Source organism: Streptomyces composti, assembly GCF_012034205.1.
GTDB lineage: Bacteria > Actinomycetota > Actinomycetes > Streptomycetales > Streptomycetaceae > Streptomyces > Streptomyces composti.
The window spans coordinates 81,846-98,570 of sequence record NZ_JAATEM010000029.1 but is presented as its reverse complement, the minus strand read 5'-3'; the positions used below and the strand labels follow the sequence as shown (position 1 = coordinate 98,570).

12 protein-coding genes and 1 tRNA gene are annotated in these 16,725 nt (G+C 71.9%); 10 read left to right on the top strand and 3 right to left on the bottom strand.

All coding sequences use genetic code 11. The features are described 5' to 3' along the window. Nucleotides 1-111: 111 nt before the first annotated feature. Nucleotides 112-993: a non-homologous end-joining DNA ligase gene (gene ligD, locus HCJ93_RS22960; protein ID WP_167997680.1), complete on the bottom strand. Its 882-nt coding sequence runs from the start codon at nucleotides 991-993 to the stop codon at nucleotides 112-114. A 51-nt stretch (nucleotides 994-1,044) separates the two neighbouring features. Here ligD and ku point away from each other — a divergent pair, with 51 nt between their 5' ends. Continuing rightward, nucleotides 1,045-2,091 (top strand): non-homologous end joining protein Ku, encoded by a 1,047-nt coding sequence (ku, locus tag HCJ93_RS22955; RefSeq protein ID WP_444875657.1) that lies wholly within the window; start codon nucleotides 1,045-1,047, stop codon nucleotides 2,089-2,091. Between the two features lie 310 nt (nucleotides 2,092-2,401). Here the strand turns inward: ku and HCJ93_RS22950 are convergent, their stop codons facing one another. Then, a complete protein-coding gene (locus HCJ93_RS22950; RefSeq protein WP_167997678.1) occupies nucleotides 2,402-4,183 on the bottom strand; it encodes a beta-ketoacyl-[acyl-carrier-protein] synthase family protein in 1,782 nt (593 codons plus the stop codon). A gap of 498 nt (nucleotides 4,184-4,681) precedes the next feature. On the opposite strand from HCJ93_RS22950, the gene HCJ93_RS22945 reads away from it, so the two are divergent. Beyond that, complete coding sequence (locus HCJ93_RS22945; RefSeq protein WP_167997677.1) at nucleotides 4,682-5,542, top strand: nuclease-related domain-containing protein; 861 nt, start codon at nucleotides 4,682-4,684, stop codon at nucleotides 5,540-5,542. A gap of 62 nt (nucleotides 5,543-5,604) precedes the next feature. Then, complete coding sequence (locus HCJ93_RS30050) at nucleotides 5,605-6,354, top strand: DUF6083 domain-containing protein (protein ID WP_309141484.1); 750 nt, start codon at nucleotides 5,605-5,607, stop codon at nucleotides 6,352-6,354. 177 nt (nucleotides 6,355-6,531) lie between these two features. Here the strand turns inward: HCJ93_RS30050 and HCJ93_RS22940 are convergent. Then, nucleotides 6,532-6,606: transfer RNA gene (locus tag HCJ93_RS22940), tRNA-Arg, on the bottom strand. A gap of 180 nt (nucleotides 6,607-6,786) precedes the next feature. Between HCJ93_RS22940 and HCJ93_RS22935 the strand changes: the two genes are divergently transcribed. From HCJ93_RS22935 to rho, 7 genes are all read left to right on the top strand, one after another. Further along, a complete protein-coding gene (locus HCJ93_RS22935) occupies nucleotides 6,787-7,281 on the top strand; it encodes a response regulator (protein WP_167997676.1) in 495 nt (164 codons plus the stop codon). 107 nt (nucleotides 7,282-7,388) lie between these two features. Further along, a complete protein-coding gene (nrtL, locus tag HCJ93_RS22930; protein ID WP_167997675.1) occupies nucleotides 7,389-8,612 on the top strand; it encodes an ArgS-related anticodon-binding protein NrtL in 1,224 nt (407 codons plus the stop codon). Nucleotides 8,613-8,629: 17 nt separating this feature from the next. Further along, a complete protein-coding gene (gene lysA, locus HCJ93_RS22925; RefSeq protein WP_167997674.1) occupies nucleotides 8,630-10,021 on the top strand; it encodes a diaminopimelate decarboxylase in 1,392 nt (463 codons plus the stop codon). Between the two features lie 177 nt (nucleotides 10,022-10,198). Next, nucleotides 10,199-11,491 (top strand): homoserine dehydrogenase, encoded by a 1,293-nt coding sequence (locus tag HCJ93_RS22920; protein WP_167997673.1) that lies wholly within the window; start codon nucleotides 10,199-10,201, stop codon nucleotides 11,489-11,491. A gap of 6 nt (nucleotides 11,492-11,497) precedes the next feature. After that, on the top strand, nucleotides 11,498-12,556 hold the full coding sequence (gene thrC, locus HCJ93_RS22915; RefSeq protein WP_167997672.1) for a threonine synthase: 1,059 nt from the start codon (nucleotides 11,498-11,500) through the stop codon (nucleotides 12,554-12,556). A gap of 342 nt (nucleotides 12,557-12,898) precedes the next feature. Then, the gene (gene thrB / locus HCJ93_RS22910; RefSeq protein ID WP_167997671.1) at nucleotides 12,899-13,816 is read left to right on the top strand and encodes a homoserine kinase; all 918 of its coding nucleotides are present in this window, start codon (nucleotides 12,899-12,901) and stop codon (nucleotides 13,814-13,816) included. A gap of 412 nt (nucleotides 13,817-14,228) precedes the next feature. Beyond that, nucleotides 14,229-16,301, top strand: a complete 2,073-nt coding sequence (gene rho / locus HCJ93_RS22905; RefSeq protein ID WP_167997670.1) for a transcription termination factor Rho — start codon at nucleotides 14,229-14,231, stop codon at nucleotides 16,299-16,301. The last annotated feature ends 424 nt before the right edge of the window (nucleotides 16,302-16,725 follow it).

Below are 16,725 nucleotides of genomic sequence, written 5' to 3'. Positions count from 1 at the left end.
GAAGAGCTGCCGGGCCCGGATGCGGAAGCGGCCCCTTGGGGGCAGGGTCCCGGCGCCTTCAGGGCAGAGGGCACCTTCAGAGGGGTGGCCCCGCGTGCTCCGGAGGCGCTCTCAGGGCAGCGTCCCCGCGTGTTCCGGATCAAGGAGCGGCGCCAGCAGATCGCCGTAGTCCGTCAGGCGGGGCCCGAGGTCGGGAGCGGTGAACGCCAGCAGGTCCGGTGACCGGCACTCCTCGACCTCCTCCCAGGTCACCGGTGCCGACACCAGCGGCTCCTGCCGGGCGCGCAGCGTGTAGGGGGCGGCCGTGGTCTTCCGGGCGGCGTTCTGGCTCCAGTCGACGAAGACCTTCCCCGGCCGCAGGCTGCGCGTCATCCGGTGCAGCACCAGATGGGGCATCGCCTTCTCCGCCTCCACCGCCAGCCCCTTGGCGTAGTCCGACACCCGCTCGGGCGAGGCACCCCGCACCGCCGCGAGCAGATGCAGCCCCTTCGAGCCGGAGGTCTTCGCGTAGGCCTCGATCCCGTCCTCGGCGAGCCGGTCCCGCAGCCAGCGGGCGACCTCGCAGCAGTGCACGATCGTCGCCGGCGGCCCGGGGTCCAGGTCGAAGACGATCCGGTCCGCCTCCTCGGGGTTCTGCACCCGCCACTGATGGACGTGGAACTCGGCGACCAGGTTCGCCGCCCACATCAGGCTCGGCAGGTCCTGCACCAGCACCATCCGCGACGGCCCGTCCGACCTGGGCACCTCGGCGGTGGTGACCCAGTCGGGCGTACCCGGCGGCACGTTCTTGGTGAAGAACACCTGCCCGTCGGGCCCGTCCGGGTAGCGCAGGAAGGACACCGCGCGGTCCCGCAGATGCGGCAGCAGCACCTCGGCCACGGTCGCGTAGTAGTGCAGTACCTCCGCCTTGGTGAACCCGGTGGCGGGATACAGCACCTTCTCCAGATTGCTGAGCGGGAGCCGCCGCCCCTCCACCTCAGTGATAGGCGCCATACGATGAGAATCTCACGCAAACCATGACAAACGGTCGGGAAGGTGTCGCACGTGAGGTCCATCTGGAACGGCGCGATCTCGTTCGGCCTGGTCAGCATCCCGATCAAGCTGGTGAACGCCACCGAGAGCCACTCGATCTCCTTCCGCCAGATCCACACCGAGGACGGCGGCCGGATCCGGTACCGCAAGTTCTGCGAGCTGGAGGACCGGGAGGTCAGCAGCCAGGAGATCGGCAAGGGCTACGAGGACTCGGACGGCACGATCATCCCGATCACCGACGAGGACCTGGCCCAGCTGCCGATCCCGACCGCCAGGACCATCGAGATCGTCGCCTTCGTGCCCAGCGACCGGATCGACCCGCTGCAGATGGACTCCGCCTACTACCTGGCCGCGAGCGGGGCACCGGCCGCCAAGCCGTACACCCTGCTGCGCGAGGCCCTCAAACGCAGCAACAAGGTCGCCATCGCCAAGTTCGCGCTGCGCGGCCGCGAGCGGCTCGGCATGCTGCGCGTGGTCGGCGACGCCATCGCCATGCACGGACTGCTCTGGCCGGACGAGGTGCGCGCACCCGAGGGTGTCGCCCCCGACACCGACGTCACCGTCCGCGACAAGGAGCTCGACCTCGCGGACGCGCTGATGGAGACCCTCGGCGAGGTCGACCTGGAGGACCTGCACGACGAGTACCGCGAGGCGCTGGAGGAGGTCATCGCCGCCAAGGCGGCCGGCGAGACCCCGCCGGAGCTGCCCGAGCCCGAGCGCGGCGGCAAGGTCCTGGACCTGATGGCCGCCCTGGAGAACAGCGTCCGCGCCGCCCGCGAGTCCCGCGGCGAATCCGCGGAGGAGGCCGAGGTCAAGCCCCTCCCGCAGCGCAAGACCTCCCGCACCTCTCCCAAGGAGACCGGCGGCAAGAAGTCCACCGCCAAGAAGACCGCGGCGAAGAAGACGGCGTCCTCCTCCCGCAAGCCGGCGAGCGCGAAGAAGACCGCCGCAAAGAGCGCATCCGCGAAGAGCGGCGGAACGAAGAGCACGGCGAAGAAGTCGACGGCCAAGAAGACGTCCGCGACGAAGAAGACCGCTTCCCGGAAACGCTCGGCGTGACACGGCGCCTGCTCGGGGCCTCGAGTTCCCAGTGAGCCTCTGCCCGAGGCTGTGAGTTCGAGGTGGGCGCCTGCTCGGGGCCATGAGTTCGAGGCGGGCGCCTGCCCGGGGCCGTGAGACCGGCCGGACCCCGGTTTCGGAGTGCGAACGGGCCCCCGGTCCCTGGGATCCGGGGGCCCGGCGTCGCCCCTCACATGGCAGCTGCCGGCCCTGGGCCTGCACCCGCAACCGCCGGACGGGGACGGACGCGCCGGCCGACCGCCGATGCGGGCGCCGCGCCCGACGCAAGCGGGAGATCCCGTGCGTCGCCTCAGGCCGCGCGCCGCAGCGCCAGCACCGCGTTGTGACCGCCGAAGCCGAACGAATTGCTCAGCACCAGGTCACCCTCCGCGGGCAGCACACGTGGGGCCTCACGCACCACGTCCAGCTCGATCGCCTCGTCCAGCTCGGCGCAGCCCACCGTGGGCGGCATCACACCGTGGTGCAGCGTGAGCACCGCGGCCACCGCCTCGACACCGCCGGCCGCACCTTGCAGATGCCCCAGGTGCCCCTTGAGCGCGCTCACCGGCACGTTCCGGGCGCCCAGGACGTTCCGCAGCGCCCGGGCCTCCGCGAGGTCGCCGTCGACCGTGGCGGTGGCGTGCGCGTTCACATGGACCACGTCCGCCAGGTGGCCCCCCGCGTCCCGCACGGCCCGCCGCAGCGCCAGGGCGATGCCCTCGCCGGACGGATCCGGCGCTGCCACATGGTGAGCGTCCGCGGACAGCCCCCAGCCGGCCGCCTCGCAGTAGATCCGCGCACCACGCGCCCGCGCGTGCTCCTCGGACTCCAGCACCAGCACGCCGGCGCCCTCGCCGTTGACGAAGCCGTTCCGGTCCCGGTCGAAGGGCCGCGACGGCGAGCCCTCGGCGGGGTCGCCCTCGGCCAGGGCCCGCATCGCCGCGAACGACGCCATGATCGCCGGCGTCACCACGGCCTCGGCGCCGCCCGCCAGGGCGACGTCCACCCGTCCGAACCGGATCCGGTCCACCGCCTGCCCGATCGCCTCCGTACCCGAGGCGCACGCGCTGGTCACGGTCCGCGCCTCGCCCGTGATGTGCAGATCCAGTGAGACCTGCGACGCGGCCTGCGACGGCACGGTCATCGGCGTGGTGAGCGGCGACACACTCCGCGGGCCCTTGTCCCGCAGCTTCCGGTCCCCGCCCACCAGCACGGACGCGTCCCCGAGAATCGCGCCGAGGCTCACCCCGACCCGCTCCGGGTCAAGACCGCTCTCGCGGGTGCCGCCCTCGGCGAACCCGGCGTCCGCCCAGGCCTCCCGTGCGGCCAGCACCGCGAACTGGGCGGCGCGGTTCATCCGCCGGGCCACCGCCCGCGGCAGCAGCCGCGCCGGATCCACCGGCACGGTCCCGGCCACCCGCACCGGCAGCTCCCCGAACTCCTCGTCCTCCAGCTCCCGTATGCCGTGCCGCCCCTCGAGCAGCCCCTGCCACAGCTCGCTGGTCCCGGCGCCGAGCGGCGTCATCGCACCGAGCCCGGTCACCACGACCCGGCGGGCCCCGGCGGCCCGCGCCTCGCTCACCGGCCGCGGCTCGTGCCGTACGACATGCCCGGCCTCGTCGGCCTCGGCGGCCCACCGCCGTACCTCGGTGTCGGAGACCCCGCCGGTCGCGCCCGCGCTCGCGCTCTCGTCGTCCCGCCGCCAGGTCCCCCAGCGACGCACATACGTCACCTCCTGCGCCGACGGGTCCACGGCACGCAGGGACGACACCCTGTCCCCGTCCCGGAACTCGACATCGTCGAGTGCGGGCGACGTCACCTCCGGTACCGCGGAGGGATCCACGCGTCGCCCGGCGACGCTCACCCGCTGCTCACGGCGCAGCAGTTCCTCCCGGTCCCGCCCGCCGAGGGGCGGCCGCAGCGTGACCCGGATCACCTCAGGGTCCTCGGGCAGCGTGTGCGTGACGACGTACCACCGGTCCGCCGCCACGTCGTCGCCCGACAGGGCGACCAGATCACCGGGCACGACCTCGGCAGCCGTCACCGAGTGCGGGTTCATGGGGACTTCGCGTATGCCGGAAGAGTGGGGCATGAGTGCAGATGCTTTCGTTGGTCCGAACTGTCGTACTTGAGGACCGTTAAGAGTGAAGTGCACGAACCCGGAACCGGCCACAGTTGAATGACGTACATGTCCGTTTTGCCCTGCGGTGTCGCTTGAGGGATGAATCGGTCAACCCGTCAACCGGCCTGCCGGGCACACGAGTTACCGCCCCGTCACTCCACCCTGTGGAACTGGTCACGCCGCACAGCGCCCAACTCCCCGCACAGTCCGCCCGAACGAGACCCAGCTCACACCCCGCTGCCGCTGCCGGGACCGGAACGCCCCGGCACCCATGGCACGCCGAGACTCGGTGAAACCGCCGACCGGTCAACCGCCTTGCCGGGCGGACGTCAGGGCGCAGGCCTGCTGCGCCGCACGGCGTTCCCGTCCGCATGCACCCCAGAACCCGTGCCCCGTCTTGTGGCCGCCTCCCTCCTGCTGCTGCCATGCGAGCTGACGGGTGCGGAGCCGAGGCGCCGAGGGGGTCTCATGGAGCTCGAGGTCACACGCTGGAGGCGGTACGGGCACGACCGCTTGTACGCGAGCCTCCCCGACGGCACCGCCGCCGGCTGGGCGGACCTGAAGACGGGGAAGATCACCATCCTGCGTGCCGAGCACAGCGACGACGTGATCGCCGCACTCACCCCTCACCTGTCGGACCGTCACGACACGGCGGCCGGTCCGGAGCCCGCGACGGCCGAGCCCGCAGCGCCCCCCGGACTGCCCCCACTGACCCCGGACGACGACTTGGCCGGCAACCCTCCTGGAGCCGCCCTCCGGGAGCGGCTCGCCCGGTCGGGCGCGGGACGGTTCGAGCGGACCCTCGCCCGGCTCCTGCGCCGGCCGACCGAGTGGGAGTCCTGGGAGAAGGGGCTGACGGGGGAGAAGCGCGTCGGAGCGGAACTCGCCCGATTGTCCCGTCACGGCTGGCGCGTCCTGCACTCCATACCGCTGGCCCACGACGTGGACATCGATCATCTGCTGATCGGACCCGGCGGAGTCTTCAGCATCAACACCAAGTACTGCCCCAAGAGGGCGGTCTGGGTCGGCGACGACGCCGTGAAGATCGATCACGGGAAACCGCGGCCATACGCACGCAAGAGCCGGGCCGAGGCCGACCGGGTGCGGCGGGTGCTCGGGCACTACTGCCGCTTTCCGGTACCGGTGGAACCGGTCCTGGTCTTCGCCGGCGCCACCGACCTGACGGTGGCCGCGACCCAGCTCACCGTCCGGGTGTACCAGGAGCGCCAAGTCGCCTCACTGGCCCCGCTGTCCGGGGTGCTGACCGCCGACCAGGTCGACCAGGTCCACGAGATCGCCCGCCACCGCCAGGCCTGGCGACTGGCCTGAGCGTGACCCGCGGCAAGCCGCGTTCGGACCACGAGGGCGGTGCAGGACCCGACACGTCAGGAATGCGACGCAGCCGGCCGGGACGAGCGCCGCCCGCCGGACCGGCGGCGCCCACCCCGTGCCATCCCGGTCAAGGCGGGCAGAGCCGCGTACCGCCCCGAGTGGACGTAGCCATGGCGCCTGGTCTTTCCGAAGAGCTCGTCGTCGTCCGAGCGCCGGACATCAGCTGTGATCACACGCATGTGGGTTGCAGGCCCTCCGGCCCGCTCGGGCCGGAGGGCTGTCGCCGTCTCTCGGCCGTGCGCTGTTGGCCGTTGGTTGCGTTCCGCGCCTGCCGCGTCGTGTTCCGCCCCGCTGGTGGTTGGCTGCCTCAGGCGATTCGTCCGGTTGGCGTTCTCCGTCTGGAGTGGGAGGCAAGCGATCCTCACGGTATGGGGGCCTCAGGCGAGAATCCGCGGCGACTCGGTGGTGGGCAGTCCCAGTGTCCGCGATGCGGGCTGCTGGCGGACCGGGTGGCGACACTCGATCAGGACTGGGTGCTGTTGGAGCCGGACATGCGTCCCCTGGCTCACACGGTGCCGGCGGACCGTCGATGGATCGAGCTGTCCGACGGGCGGGTGACAGTCTACGGGGTGTGTCCGCCGGATCCGTTCCAGCGGTGCCGTATCGAGCACGATCTCGCTTGTCCAGCGCAGCCACTGCCGGATCTGTGGCCGTGGTTGACGTGCCTGCGGGAGGAGAACGCGCGGCGAGTGGAGCGACAGAATGATCCGGAGCCTCCTCCTCCGGAGCAGTGGCCGGACGCGGGCTGAAGTCGTCTGCGAGACCAGGGCGCTGACCAGGGTGGACGTTCCGAAGTTCTGTCCACGAACAGTCACAGTCCACGGACTGCGTCCCCAGGGTGCTCCGGGCTGCACACGGCTGCACATGCACGAAGACCCCGCTCTCAGCGATTGTGCTGACGGCGGGGTCTTCGGGCACCTGATCGATGGTGCCCCCGGCAGGATTCGAACCTGCGCACACGGCTCCGGAGGCCGTTGCTCTATCCCCTGAGCTACGGGGGCGTGCCGGTCGCGGTGATCGCGGCGACGGGTAGAACATTACCAGTTCCCGGGGGGTGGTCATGAACCGGTTTCCCACCAGAAGCCCTGCCAGGGTCCACCTCGTGGGTGCCGTGTCGCTCGTGCGGGGTGGAAGTCGGGAAAACCCGGACGCGGTGGCCGGTGCGGACCTACTCTCGAGTTGTGCCAGGCGCATCGGGCCGGGTGCTTGTTGTGGACGACAACAAGGTCATCCGGCAGTTGATCAGGGTCAATCTCGAGCTGGAGGGCATCGAGGTCGTGACCGCGGCCGACGGTGCCGAGTGTCTGGAAGTGGTGCATCGGGTGCGGCCCGACGCCGTGACGCTCGATGTGGTCATGCCGAGGCTCGACGGGCTCCGCACCGCCGCCCGGCTGAGGGAGGACCCGCTCACCCGCCACCTTCCGCTCGCCATCATCAGTGCCTGCAGCCGGCGCGAGGTGGAGAACGGACTCGACGTCGGGGTCGACGCGTTCCTGTCCAAGCCGTTCGAGCCCGGAGAGCTGGTACGGGTGGTGCGGCGGCTGCTCAGCGGGCGCCCGGCGCCGGGGCGGGACGCCGCCCGGATCGGGAGGGGGCCGCGCGTTCCCGTGGTGGGGGAGAGCGAGGCCGTGGGGGAGAACGAGACGGCCGCCGGGCACTCCGGGGCCGGCACCTGAGCGCGTCCACGTACTCCGGGTCGTCCGCGTACTGAGGGCGTCCACATCTCGGGACCCGCCCCGAACCGACTCGCTCACCCACCCCCCTTCTCGCCTACGCTTGTCCCGTGACCCCCGTCGAGCTCTCCCGCACCGTGCTGCGCGCGGTGCGCCGTGCCGTCGACGAGGGGGATCTGCAGGTGGCGGTTCCCGAACGTGCCCAGGTCGGGCCGCCGGGGCCCGGAGGGTGCGGGGACTACGCCACCAGCATCGCCCTCCAGCTGGCCAAGCCTGCCGGGCAGCCGCCGCTGCGGGTGGCGGAGGTGCTGCGCTCGCATCTGCTGCGCACCGGTGCCGTCGCCGACGTGGTCGTGACCGGGCCCGGATTCCTCAACATCAGGCTGCCGGACGACGCCCAGGCCGCCCTGGTCGAGGAGATCCTGCGGGCCGGTGTCCGGTACGGGCACAGCGATGCCCTCGCGGGCGAGGTCTTCCGGCTCAGCGCGCCGTACGAGGTGCGTGCTCTCGTCTGCGCCGACGTTCTGGCCCGGATCCTGCGGTCCCAGGGCGCTGCCGTCCGGATCCGGTACGAGGGCGGGAGTGGCAACGGCGACGGCGACGGGAGCGGGGCCAGAAGCAGAAGCAGTCGCCTTCAGTGCGGGCCCTCCGAGTCCGCCGGGTCCGCCGAGGCCCCCGAGCGGCCCGAGCCGAGCGGGGCGTCCGAGTGGATGAAGGTGCTCGGCCTTCGTCCGGACAGCGCGGAGGAGGGAGAGGGCGGTGGAAAGGCCGCCTCCGGCAGCGAGCCCCAGGCCCGCCTCCGCACCCAGGTCTCCACCCCCGCCCACGTCCACACCGTCCGCCCCGTTCCCGCCCCCGGCGACCCCGCCCCCCTCGGCCGGGACGCCGGTCGCTGGGCGCTGCTGTACCCGGCCCCGCACGACCGTCCACGTCTCACCTCCGAGCACCTGAGCCAGCGCGAGGGCAACCCCCTCTTCCGTGTCCGGTACGCGCACGCCCGCACCCGGGCCCTGCTGCGCAACGCCTCCGACCTGGGGTTCCGGCCCGAGCCTGGGCCGGTGACGGAGCCGGCGGTGCCGGAGCTGGTCGCCGCCCTCGGCGACCACCCCCGCATCCTGCGGGCCGCCGCCGACCGGCGTGCGCCCGACCGACTCGCCCGGCATCTGGTCACCGTCGCCGATGCCCTGCAGCCGCTGCTGCCCGCCGTCCTGCCTCTCGGTGCGGAGAAACCCTCGGCCGCCCACCGTGCCCGGCTGGCCCTCGCCGAAGCCGCCGGGACGGTGCTGGCCGGCGGCCTGTCCCTGCTCGGCATCGACGCACCCGACCATCTCTAGGAAGCCCAAGACCCGTCATGAGCCGTTCCGCACACCCCGCCGGGCCCCGTCACGCCGATGTCCTCCCCGAGGGGCACTACCTCGCGCCCCCCGCCGATCTGAACGCCCTCGACGCGAAGGTGTGGGCGCAGACCGTCACCCGCGATGAGAGCGGCGTCCTCACCGTGGGCGGTATCGACGTCAAGCGGTTGGCCGAGGAGTTCGGCACCCCGGCCTACATCCTCGACGAGACCGACTTCCGGGCCCGGGCGCGGGCCTGGCGCACCGCCTTCGGCAGCGACGCCGATGTGTTCTACGCCGGCAAGGCGTTCCTGTCCCGCGCCGTGGTGCGGTGGCTGAACGAGGAGGGGCTGAACCTCGACGTCTGCTCCGGTGGTGAGCTGACCACCGCGCTGTCCGCCGGGATGCCCGCCGAGCGGATCGCCTTCCACGGCAACAACAAGTCGGCGGAGGAGATCGAGCGGGCCGTCCGGGCCGGTGTGGGCCGGATCGTGCTCGACTCGTTCCTGGAGATCGTGCGGGTGGCCCACATCGCACAGTCGCTGGGCAAGCGGCAGCGCGTGCAGATCCGGGTGACGGTCGGCGTGGAGGCCCATACCCACGAGTTCATCGCGACCGCGCACGAGGATCAGAAGTTCGGCATTCCGCTGGCGGACGGGCAGGCCGCCGAGGCGGTGCGGCGGGCGCTGCAGCTGGACGGGCTCGAGCTGACCGGGATCCACAGCCACATCGGGTCGCAGATCTTCGACATGTCCGGTTTCGAGGTGGCCGCCCACCGGGTCGTGGGGCTGCTGAAGGACATCCGGGACGAGCACGGGGTCGAGCTGCCCGAGATCGACCTCGGCGGCGGTCTCGGCATCGCGTACACCAGCGACGACGACCCCCGGGAGCCGCACGAGATCGCCAAGGCGCTCTCCGAGATCGTCACCCGTGAGTGCGAGGCCGCGAAGCTGCGCACCCCCAGGATCTCGGTGGAGCCGGGGCGGGCGGTCGTCGGGCCGACCGCGTTCACGCTGTACGAGGTCGGGACCGTCAAGCCGCTGGACGGGCTGCGCACGTATGTGTCGGTCGACGGCGGCATGTCGGACAACATCCGGACCGCGCTGTACGACGCCGAGTACAGCGTGGTGCTGGCCTCCCGCACCTCCGACGCGGGGCCGATGCTGAGCCGGGTGGTCGGCAAGCACTGCGAGAGCGGTGACATCGTGGTGCGGGACGCTTTCCTGCCGGCCGACCTGGCGCCGGGCGACCTCATCGCCGTACCGGCGACGGGGGCGTACTGCCGGTCGATGGCCAGCAACTACAACCATGTGCTGCGTCCGCCCGTCGTCGCGGTGAAGGACGGCGAGGCGCGCGTGATCGTCCGGCGGGAGACGGAGGAGGATCTTCTCCGGCTGGACGTCGGATAGCGGCCGGGCGGGCCGGCGCGGACCTTGCAGGAGCCCGCGAGGGCCTTGGTAAAAGATCTGCGGCGTGCCGGGCCGTGACAATGAAATACATGTCTCACGATCCGGACGAAGGGCAAGAAGTCCCGTCCGGTGAGTGAGACTGGTGCAACCGAGACGGTAATCAGGAAACGAGGTCGGATGATGCGTACGCGTCCGCTGAAGGTGGCGCTGCTGGGCTGTGGAGTGGTCGGCTCAGAGGTGGCACGCATCATGACGACGCACGCCGACGACCTCGCCGCCCGCATCGGCGCCCCGGTGGAACTGGCCGGGGTGGCCGTACGGCGGCCCGACAAGGTGCGCGAGGGCATCCCCGCGGAGCTGATCACCACCGACGCGACCGCGCTGGTCAAACGCGGCGACCTGGATGTCGTCGTCGAGGTCATCGGCGGGATCGAACCCGCCCGCAGCCTGATCACCACCGCCTTCGAGCACGGCGCCTCCGTCGTCTCCGCGAACAAGGCCCTGCTCGCCCAGGACGGCGCCGCGCTGCACGCCGCCGCCGAGGAGCACGGCAGGGACCTCTACTACGAGGCCGCCGTCGCCGGTGCCATCCCGCTGATCCGCCCGCTGCGCGAGTCGCTCGCCGGGGACAAGGTCAACCGGGTGCTCGGCATCGTCAACGGAACGACGAACTTCATCCTCGACAAGATGGACACCACGGGGGCCGGCTACCAGGAGGCCCTGGACGAGGCCACCGCGCTCGGCTACGCCGAGGCCGACCCCACCGCCGACGTCGAGGGCTTCGACGCGGCCGCCAAGGCCGCCATCCTGGCCGGCATCGCCTTTCACACCCGGGTGCGGCTCGACGACGTCTACCGCGAGGGCATGACCGAGGTCACCGCCGCCGACTTCGCGTCCGCGAAGGAGATGGGCTGCACCATCAAGCTGCTCGCCATCTGCGAGCGGGCCGAGGACGGCGCCTCCGTCACCGCGCGCGTGCACCCGGCGATGATCCCGCTCAGCCACCCGCTGGCCTCGGTGCGCGGCGCCTACAACGCCGTCTTCGTCGAGTCCGACGCGTCCGGGCAGCTGATGTTCTACGGCCCCGGCGCGGGCGGTGCGCCCACCGCCTCCGCGGTGCTCGGCGACCTGGTCGCGGTGTGCCGCAACCGGCTCGCCGGGGCGACCGGGCCCGGCGAGTCCGCCTACGCCGCGCTGCCCGTCTCGCCGATGGGCGAGGTCGTCACGCGGTACCACATCAGCCTGGACGTGGCCGACAAACCGGGCGTGCTCGCCCAGGTCGCGACCGTGTTCGCGGAGCACGGTGTCTCGATCGACACGGTGCGCCAGCAGGGCAAGGACGGGGAGGCCTCCCTCGTCGTCGTCACCCACCGTGCGTCCGACGCGGCCCTCGGCGGCACCGTCGAGGCGCTGCGCAAGCTCGACACCGTGCGCGGTGTCGCCAGCATCATGCGGGTTGAAGGAGAGTAGCCAGCAATGACCCACCAGTGGCGCGGAATCATCGAGGAGTACCGGGACCGGCTGCCGGTATCCGACACCACGCCGGTCGTCACGCTCCGCGAGGGCGGCACGCCGCTCGTGCCCGCGCAGGTGCTCTCCGAGCGCACCGGCTGCGAGGTCCACCTCAAGGTCGAGGGCGCCAACCCGACCGGGTCCTTCAAGGACCGCGGCATGACCATGGCCATCTCCAAGGCCGCGGAGGAGGGCGCGAAGGCGGTCATCTGCGCCTCCACCGGCAACACCTCGGCGAGCGCCGCCGCGTACGCGGTGCGCGCGAGGATGGTGTCCGCGGTGCTGGTGCCGCAGGGCAAGATCGCCCTCGGCAAGATGGGCCAGGCCCTGGTGCACGGGGCGAAGATCCTCCAGGTGGACGGCAATTTCGACGACTGCCTCACGCTGGCCCGCGCGCTGAGCGAGAACTACCCCGTGGCGCTGGTCAATTCGGTCAATCCGGTGCGGATCGAGGGGCAGAAGACCGCCTCCTTCGAGATCGTGGACATGCTGGGCGACGCTCCCGACATCCACGTCCTGCCGGTGGGCAACGCGGGCAACATCACCGCCTACTGGAAGGGCTACCGCGAGTACGCCGCCGACGGCCCGGCCACCCGCACCCCGCGCATGTGGGGCTTCCAGGCCTCCGGTTCGGCGCCGATCGTGCGCGGCGAGATCGTCAAGGACCCCTCGACCATCGCCACCGCCATTCGCATCGGCAACCCCGCCTCCTGGCAGTACGCGCTCGCCGCGCGCGACGAGTCGGGCGGTCTGATCGACGAGGTGACGGACCGTGAGATCCTTCGGGCCTACCGGCTGTTGGCCTCGCAGGAGGGCGTCTTCGTGGAGCCCGCCTCCGCCGCCTCGGTGGCCGGTCTGCTGAAGGCCGCCGAGCAGGGCAAGGTCGACCCGGGCCAGCGCATCGTGTGCACGGTCACCGGCAACGGCCTGAAGGACCCCGACTGGGCCGTCGCCGGCGCCCCGCAGCCGGTCACCGTCCCGGTCGACGCCGCGGCGGCCGCCGAGCGGCTCGGACTGGTCTAGACGAGCCCCAGCCGGGTCCGCACGGAGGCGACAAGCGTCGGCAGATCCGGCGTAAGACGGCGCTTACCTGGGGAAGTTCTCCTCAGAGGGTGCACAGGGGGCTTGCGACACGCATCGTGCGCCTCCTGTGCGCCCTATGTCGCCACTGAACCTTCCTTCGATAGGCTGTACCGAACCCGCCCGCCGCATATGCCGCGCATATGCCGCGGCACCGCGTCGTCTCCGCGTCGTCAGCAGGGGTCCGCAGAGGCGGCCCCAGCGGGTCCGGGTACGTCACCGAATGTCCATCGCCGCCATTCGACCGTCACGACCGTCACGCAGCTCAAGGAGAGTCATCGAGAGATGGCCGGTCCCGCGTTCCGCGCCGCCGCCGTCCGGGTGCGCGTCCCCGCCACCAGCGCCAACCTCGGCCCGGGCTTCGACGCCCTCGGCCTCGCGCTGGGCTTGTACGACGACGTGGTCGTCCGGGTGGCCGACTCCGGGCTGCACATCGACATCGCCGGTGAGGGCAGCGACACCCTCCCGCGCGACGAGAGCCATCTGCTCGTACGCTCCCTGCGCACCGCCTTCGACCTGCTCGGCGGCCAGCCGCGCGGCCTGGAGATCGTCTGCGCCAACCGCATCCCGCACGGCCGGGGCCTCGGCTCCTCCTCGGCCGCCATCTGTGCCGGCATCGTCGCCGCCCGCGCCGTGACCATAGGCGCCGAGGCACGGCTCGACGACACCGCGCTGCTCGAGCTCGCCACCGAGATCGAGGGCCACCCCGACAACGTCGCGGCCTGCCTGCTCGGCGGATTCACCCTGTCCTGGATGGACGGCGGCGCGGCCCGCGCGATCAGGATGGACCCGGCCGATTCCATCGTTCCGGTGGTTTTCGTCCCCGGAAAGCCGGTACTCACCGAAACCGCGCGCGGACTGCTGCCGCGCACCGTGCCGCACGTCGACGCGGCCGCCAACGCGGGCCGTGCGGCCCTGCTCGTCGAGGCCCTCACCCGGCGCCCCGAGCTGCTGCTGCCCGCCACCGAGGACCGCCTCCACCAGGAGTACCGCGCCCCGGCCATGCCGGAGAGCGCCGCCCTGGTCGAGCGACTGCGGGGGGACGGCATCCCCGCGGTGATCTCCGGCGCCGGACCCACGGTCATGGCGCTGGCCGACGCGGACACCGCCGACAAGGTCGAAGCACTGGCCGGCAGCGACTGGGCGGCCAACCGGCTGAGCCTGGACCTGCAGGGAGCGAGCGTGCTTCCGCTCGCCACCTGACACGGTTGCCGGAATTCGAGAGGGGGAATGTTTGTTGGATCCGGTAGTGTTAACCTCAAGTCTGCACCCGACCCCACCATGGCGAGGTGCCTCGTGTCCCCGTCCGGGACAGACATTCTTCCGGGAGCCCCCCAAGCCGCACTGTGTTCTCTGCATCGTTCACTGCCTCCCCTGTGGGCATGACGCCGTACGCGGACACTGAACGGCCCGCCGGGCACGCTCCGGAACCGGTGCGACCACGCCACGTGACACTGGGTGCCACGGCTCGAGGTAGCGCCATCACCAGATATCTCTTCCGCCGCTTAGGCGGACCACCGCCCCGGCACGGTCCACACAGCAAGGACCGAAGCCGGACAGCACAACCGGTCGCCGAGCCAGACAGGCCGACGTCCGCTCCAGGGAAGGACCCTTCGTGAGCGACACCACCGATCTGATGGGCGCACGTGTCGACGAGACCGCTGCAGCGCCCGCCACGGACGCCTCCGCGCCTGCATCCGGTGCCGGCTCCCGGCGGCGGCGCGGTACCGGCCTCGAGGGCATGGTGCTGGCCGAGCTGCAGCAGGTCGCATCCGGCCTCGGCATCAGGGGCACCGCGCGGATGCGCAAGAGCCAGCTGATCGAGGTCATCAAGGAGGCGCAGGCCGCGGGCGGCGCCCCCGCGAAGACCGACGCGCCGGCCGAGACCAAGCCCAAGCGCCGCGCCACCTCCAAGGCCCGCACGGGTGAGACCGCCGAGAAGAAGGCGGACACCAAGGCCGAGGCCGCTCCCGCCGAGCAGGCGGCGGCCCAGCAGCAGATCGAGATCCCGGGCCAGCCCTCCCCGAAGGCCTCCGCCTCCGCCGAGCAGCCCGCCGGCGCCGAGGCCCCGGCCGAGCGCCGCCGCCGCAGGGCCACCGCCGAGGCGGGCGCCCCGGCCGCCACCGAGACGATCACGGCCGAGGCCAAGACCGAGCAGAAGGCCGAGACCCCCGCCCAGCAGCAGGGGCAGCAGCAAGGACAGCAGGCCCAGGGCGACGGCAAGTCGGATGGGAAGTCCGAGGCCAAGTCCGATGCGAAGTCCGACTCGAGGTCCGACTCCAAGTCCGACTCGAGGTCCGACGGCGAGGGCGGCGAGGGCCGCCGCCGGGACCGCGACCGCAACCGCGGCCGGGACCGCGACCGCCGCAACAAGGGCGGCGACGACCAGCAGGGCGGCCAGGGCCGCCAGCAGAACCAGCAGGGCGGCGGCCGTCAGGACGACGGCTACGAGGAGGAGGGCGGCGGCCGGCGTGGCCGGCGCGGACGCTACCGCGACCGCCGTGGCCGCCGTGGCCGCGACGACGCCGAGCCGCAGATCGCCGAGGACGACGTCCTGATCCCCGTCGCGGGCATCCTGGACATCCTCGACAACTACGCCTTCATCCGGACCTCCGGCTACCTGCCCGGTCCGAACGACGTGTACGTCTCCCTCGCCCAGGTCCGCAAGAACGGCCTGCGCAAGGGCGACCACATCACCGGTGCCGTGCGCCAGCCCAAGGAAGGCGAGCGGCGCGAGAAGTTCAACGCGCTGGTCCGCCTGGACTCCGTCAACGGCATGGCCCCCGAACACGGCCGCGGCCGCCCGGAGTTCAACAAGCTCACCCCGCTGTACCCGCAGGACCGGCTCCGCCTGGAGACCGACCCGGGCGTGCTGACCACCCGGATCATCGACCTCGTCTCGCCGATCGGCAAGGGCCAGCGCGGTCTGATCGTGGCCCCGCCGAAGACCGGCAAGACCATGATCATGCAGGCGATCGCCAACGCGATCACGCACAACAACCCCGAGTGCCACCTGATGGTCGTCCTGGTCGACGAGCGTCCGGAAGAGGTCACCGACATGCAGCGGTCGGTCAAGGGCGAGGTCATCTCCTCGACCTTCGACCGCCCGGCCGAGGACCACACCACGGTCGCCGAGCTGGCCATCGAGCGCGCCAAGCGGCTGGTGGAGCTGGGTCACGACGTGGTCGTGCTGCTCGACTCCATCACCCGTCTGGGCCGTGCCTACAACCTGGCCGCGCCCGCCTCGGGCCGCATCCTCTCCGGTGGTGTCGACTCCACCGCCCTGTACCCGCCGAAGCGCTTCTTCGGTGCCGCGCGCAACATCGAGGACGGTGGCTCGCTCACCATCCTGGCGACCGCGCTCGTCGACACCGGGTCCCGCATGGACGAGGTGATCTTCGAGGAGTTCAAGGGCACCGGCAACATGGAGCTCAAGCTCGACCGGAAGCTCGCCGACAAGCGCATCTTCCCCGCGGTGGACGTCGACGCGTCCGGCACCCGCAAGGAGGAGATCCTGCTCGGTGCCGAGGAGCTAGGCATCGTCTGGAAGCTGCGCCGGGTGCTGCACGCGCTCGACCAGCAGCAGGCGATCGAGCTGCTGCTCGACAAGATGAAGCAGACCAAGTCGAACGTCGAGTTCCTGATGCAGATCCAGAAGAACACCCCGACCCCCGGCAACGGCGACTGAGGGTCCGGTCGACCGACCGCTTCTGTGAGCGAGGGCCGCCCTTCCGGCGAGGGGCGGCCCTCACTCGTGCCCGGGCCCGGGACCCGTGCCGCGCCCGATGCACGGTGCGCGCCCGGCTTCCGTGCCCCGCCCGATGCACGGTGCGCGCCCGGATGCCGTGCCGCGCCCGGCTCCCGTGCCCCGCCCGGAGCGTGGTCCGCGCCCGGATTGCGTGCCGTGCCCGGAGCGTGGTCCGCGCCCGGATTGCGTGCCGTGCCCGGAGCGTGGTCCGCGCCCGGATTGCGTGCCGTGCCCGGAACCCCGCGGTCCGGGGCGAGACCTTCGCCACACGGCTCATGCGCGGCGTACGGATCGAGCCGCGCCGCGGGCTCCGGCGAAAGCGCAGGTGAGCGGGTGCCCGGCAGCTCGTGGCCCGCCTGCCGCG

Bases quoted from the DNA above. Each gene is read 5' to 3' on its own strand.
- ligD (WP_167997680.1), bottom strand. From the start codon at position 993: ATGGCGCCTATCACTGAGGTGGAGGGGCGGCGGCTCCCGCTCAGCAAT.
- HCJ93_RS22950 (WP_167997678.1), bottom strand. From the start codon at position 4,183: ATGCCCCACTCTTCCGGCATACGCGAAGTCCCCATGAACCCGCACTCG.
- HCJ93_RS22945 (WP_167997677.1), top strand. From the start codon at position 4,682: ATGGAGCTCGAGGTCACACGCTGGAGGCGGTACGGGCACGACCGCTTG.
- HCJ93_RS30050 (WP_309141484.1), top strand. From the start codon at position 5,605: ATGCGACGCAGCCGGCCGGGACGAGCGCCGCCCGCCGGACCGGCGGCG.
- lysA (WP_167997674.1), top strand. From the start codon at position 8,630: ATGAGCCGTTCCGCACACCCCGCCGGGCCCCGTCACGCCGATGTCCTC.
- HCJ93_RS22920 (WP_167997673.1), top strand. From the start codon at position 10,199: ATGATGCGTACGCGTCCGCTGAAGGTGGCGCTGCTGGGCTGTGGAGTG.
- thrC (WP_167997672.1), top strand. From the start codon at position 11,498: ATGACCCACCAGTGGCGCGGAATCATCGAGGAGTACCGGGACCGGCTG.
- thrB (WP_167997671.1), top strand. From the start codon at position 12,899: ATGGCCGGTCCCGCGTTCCGCGCCGCCGCCGTCCGGGTGCGCGTCCCC.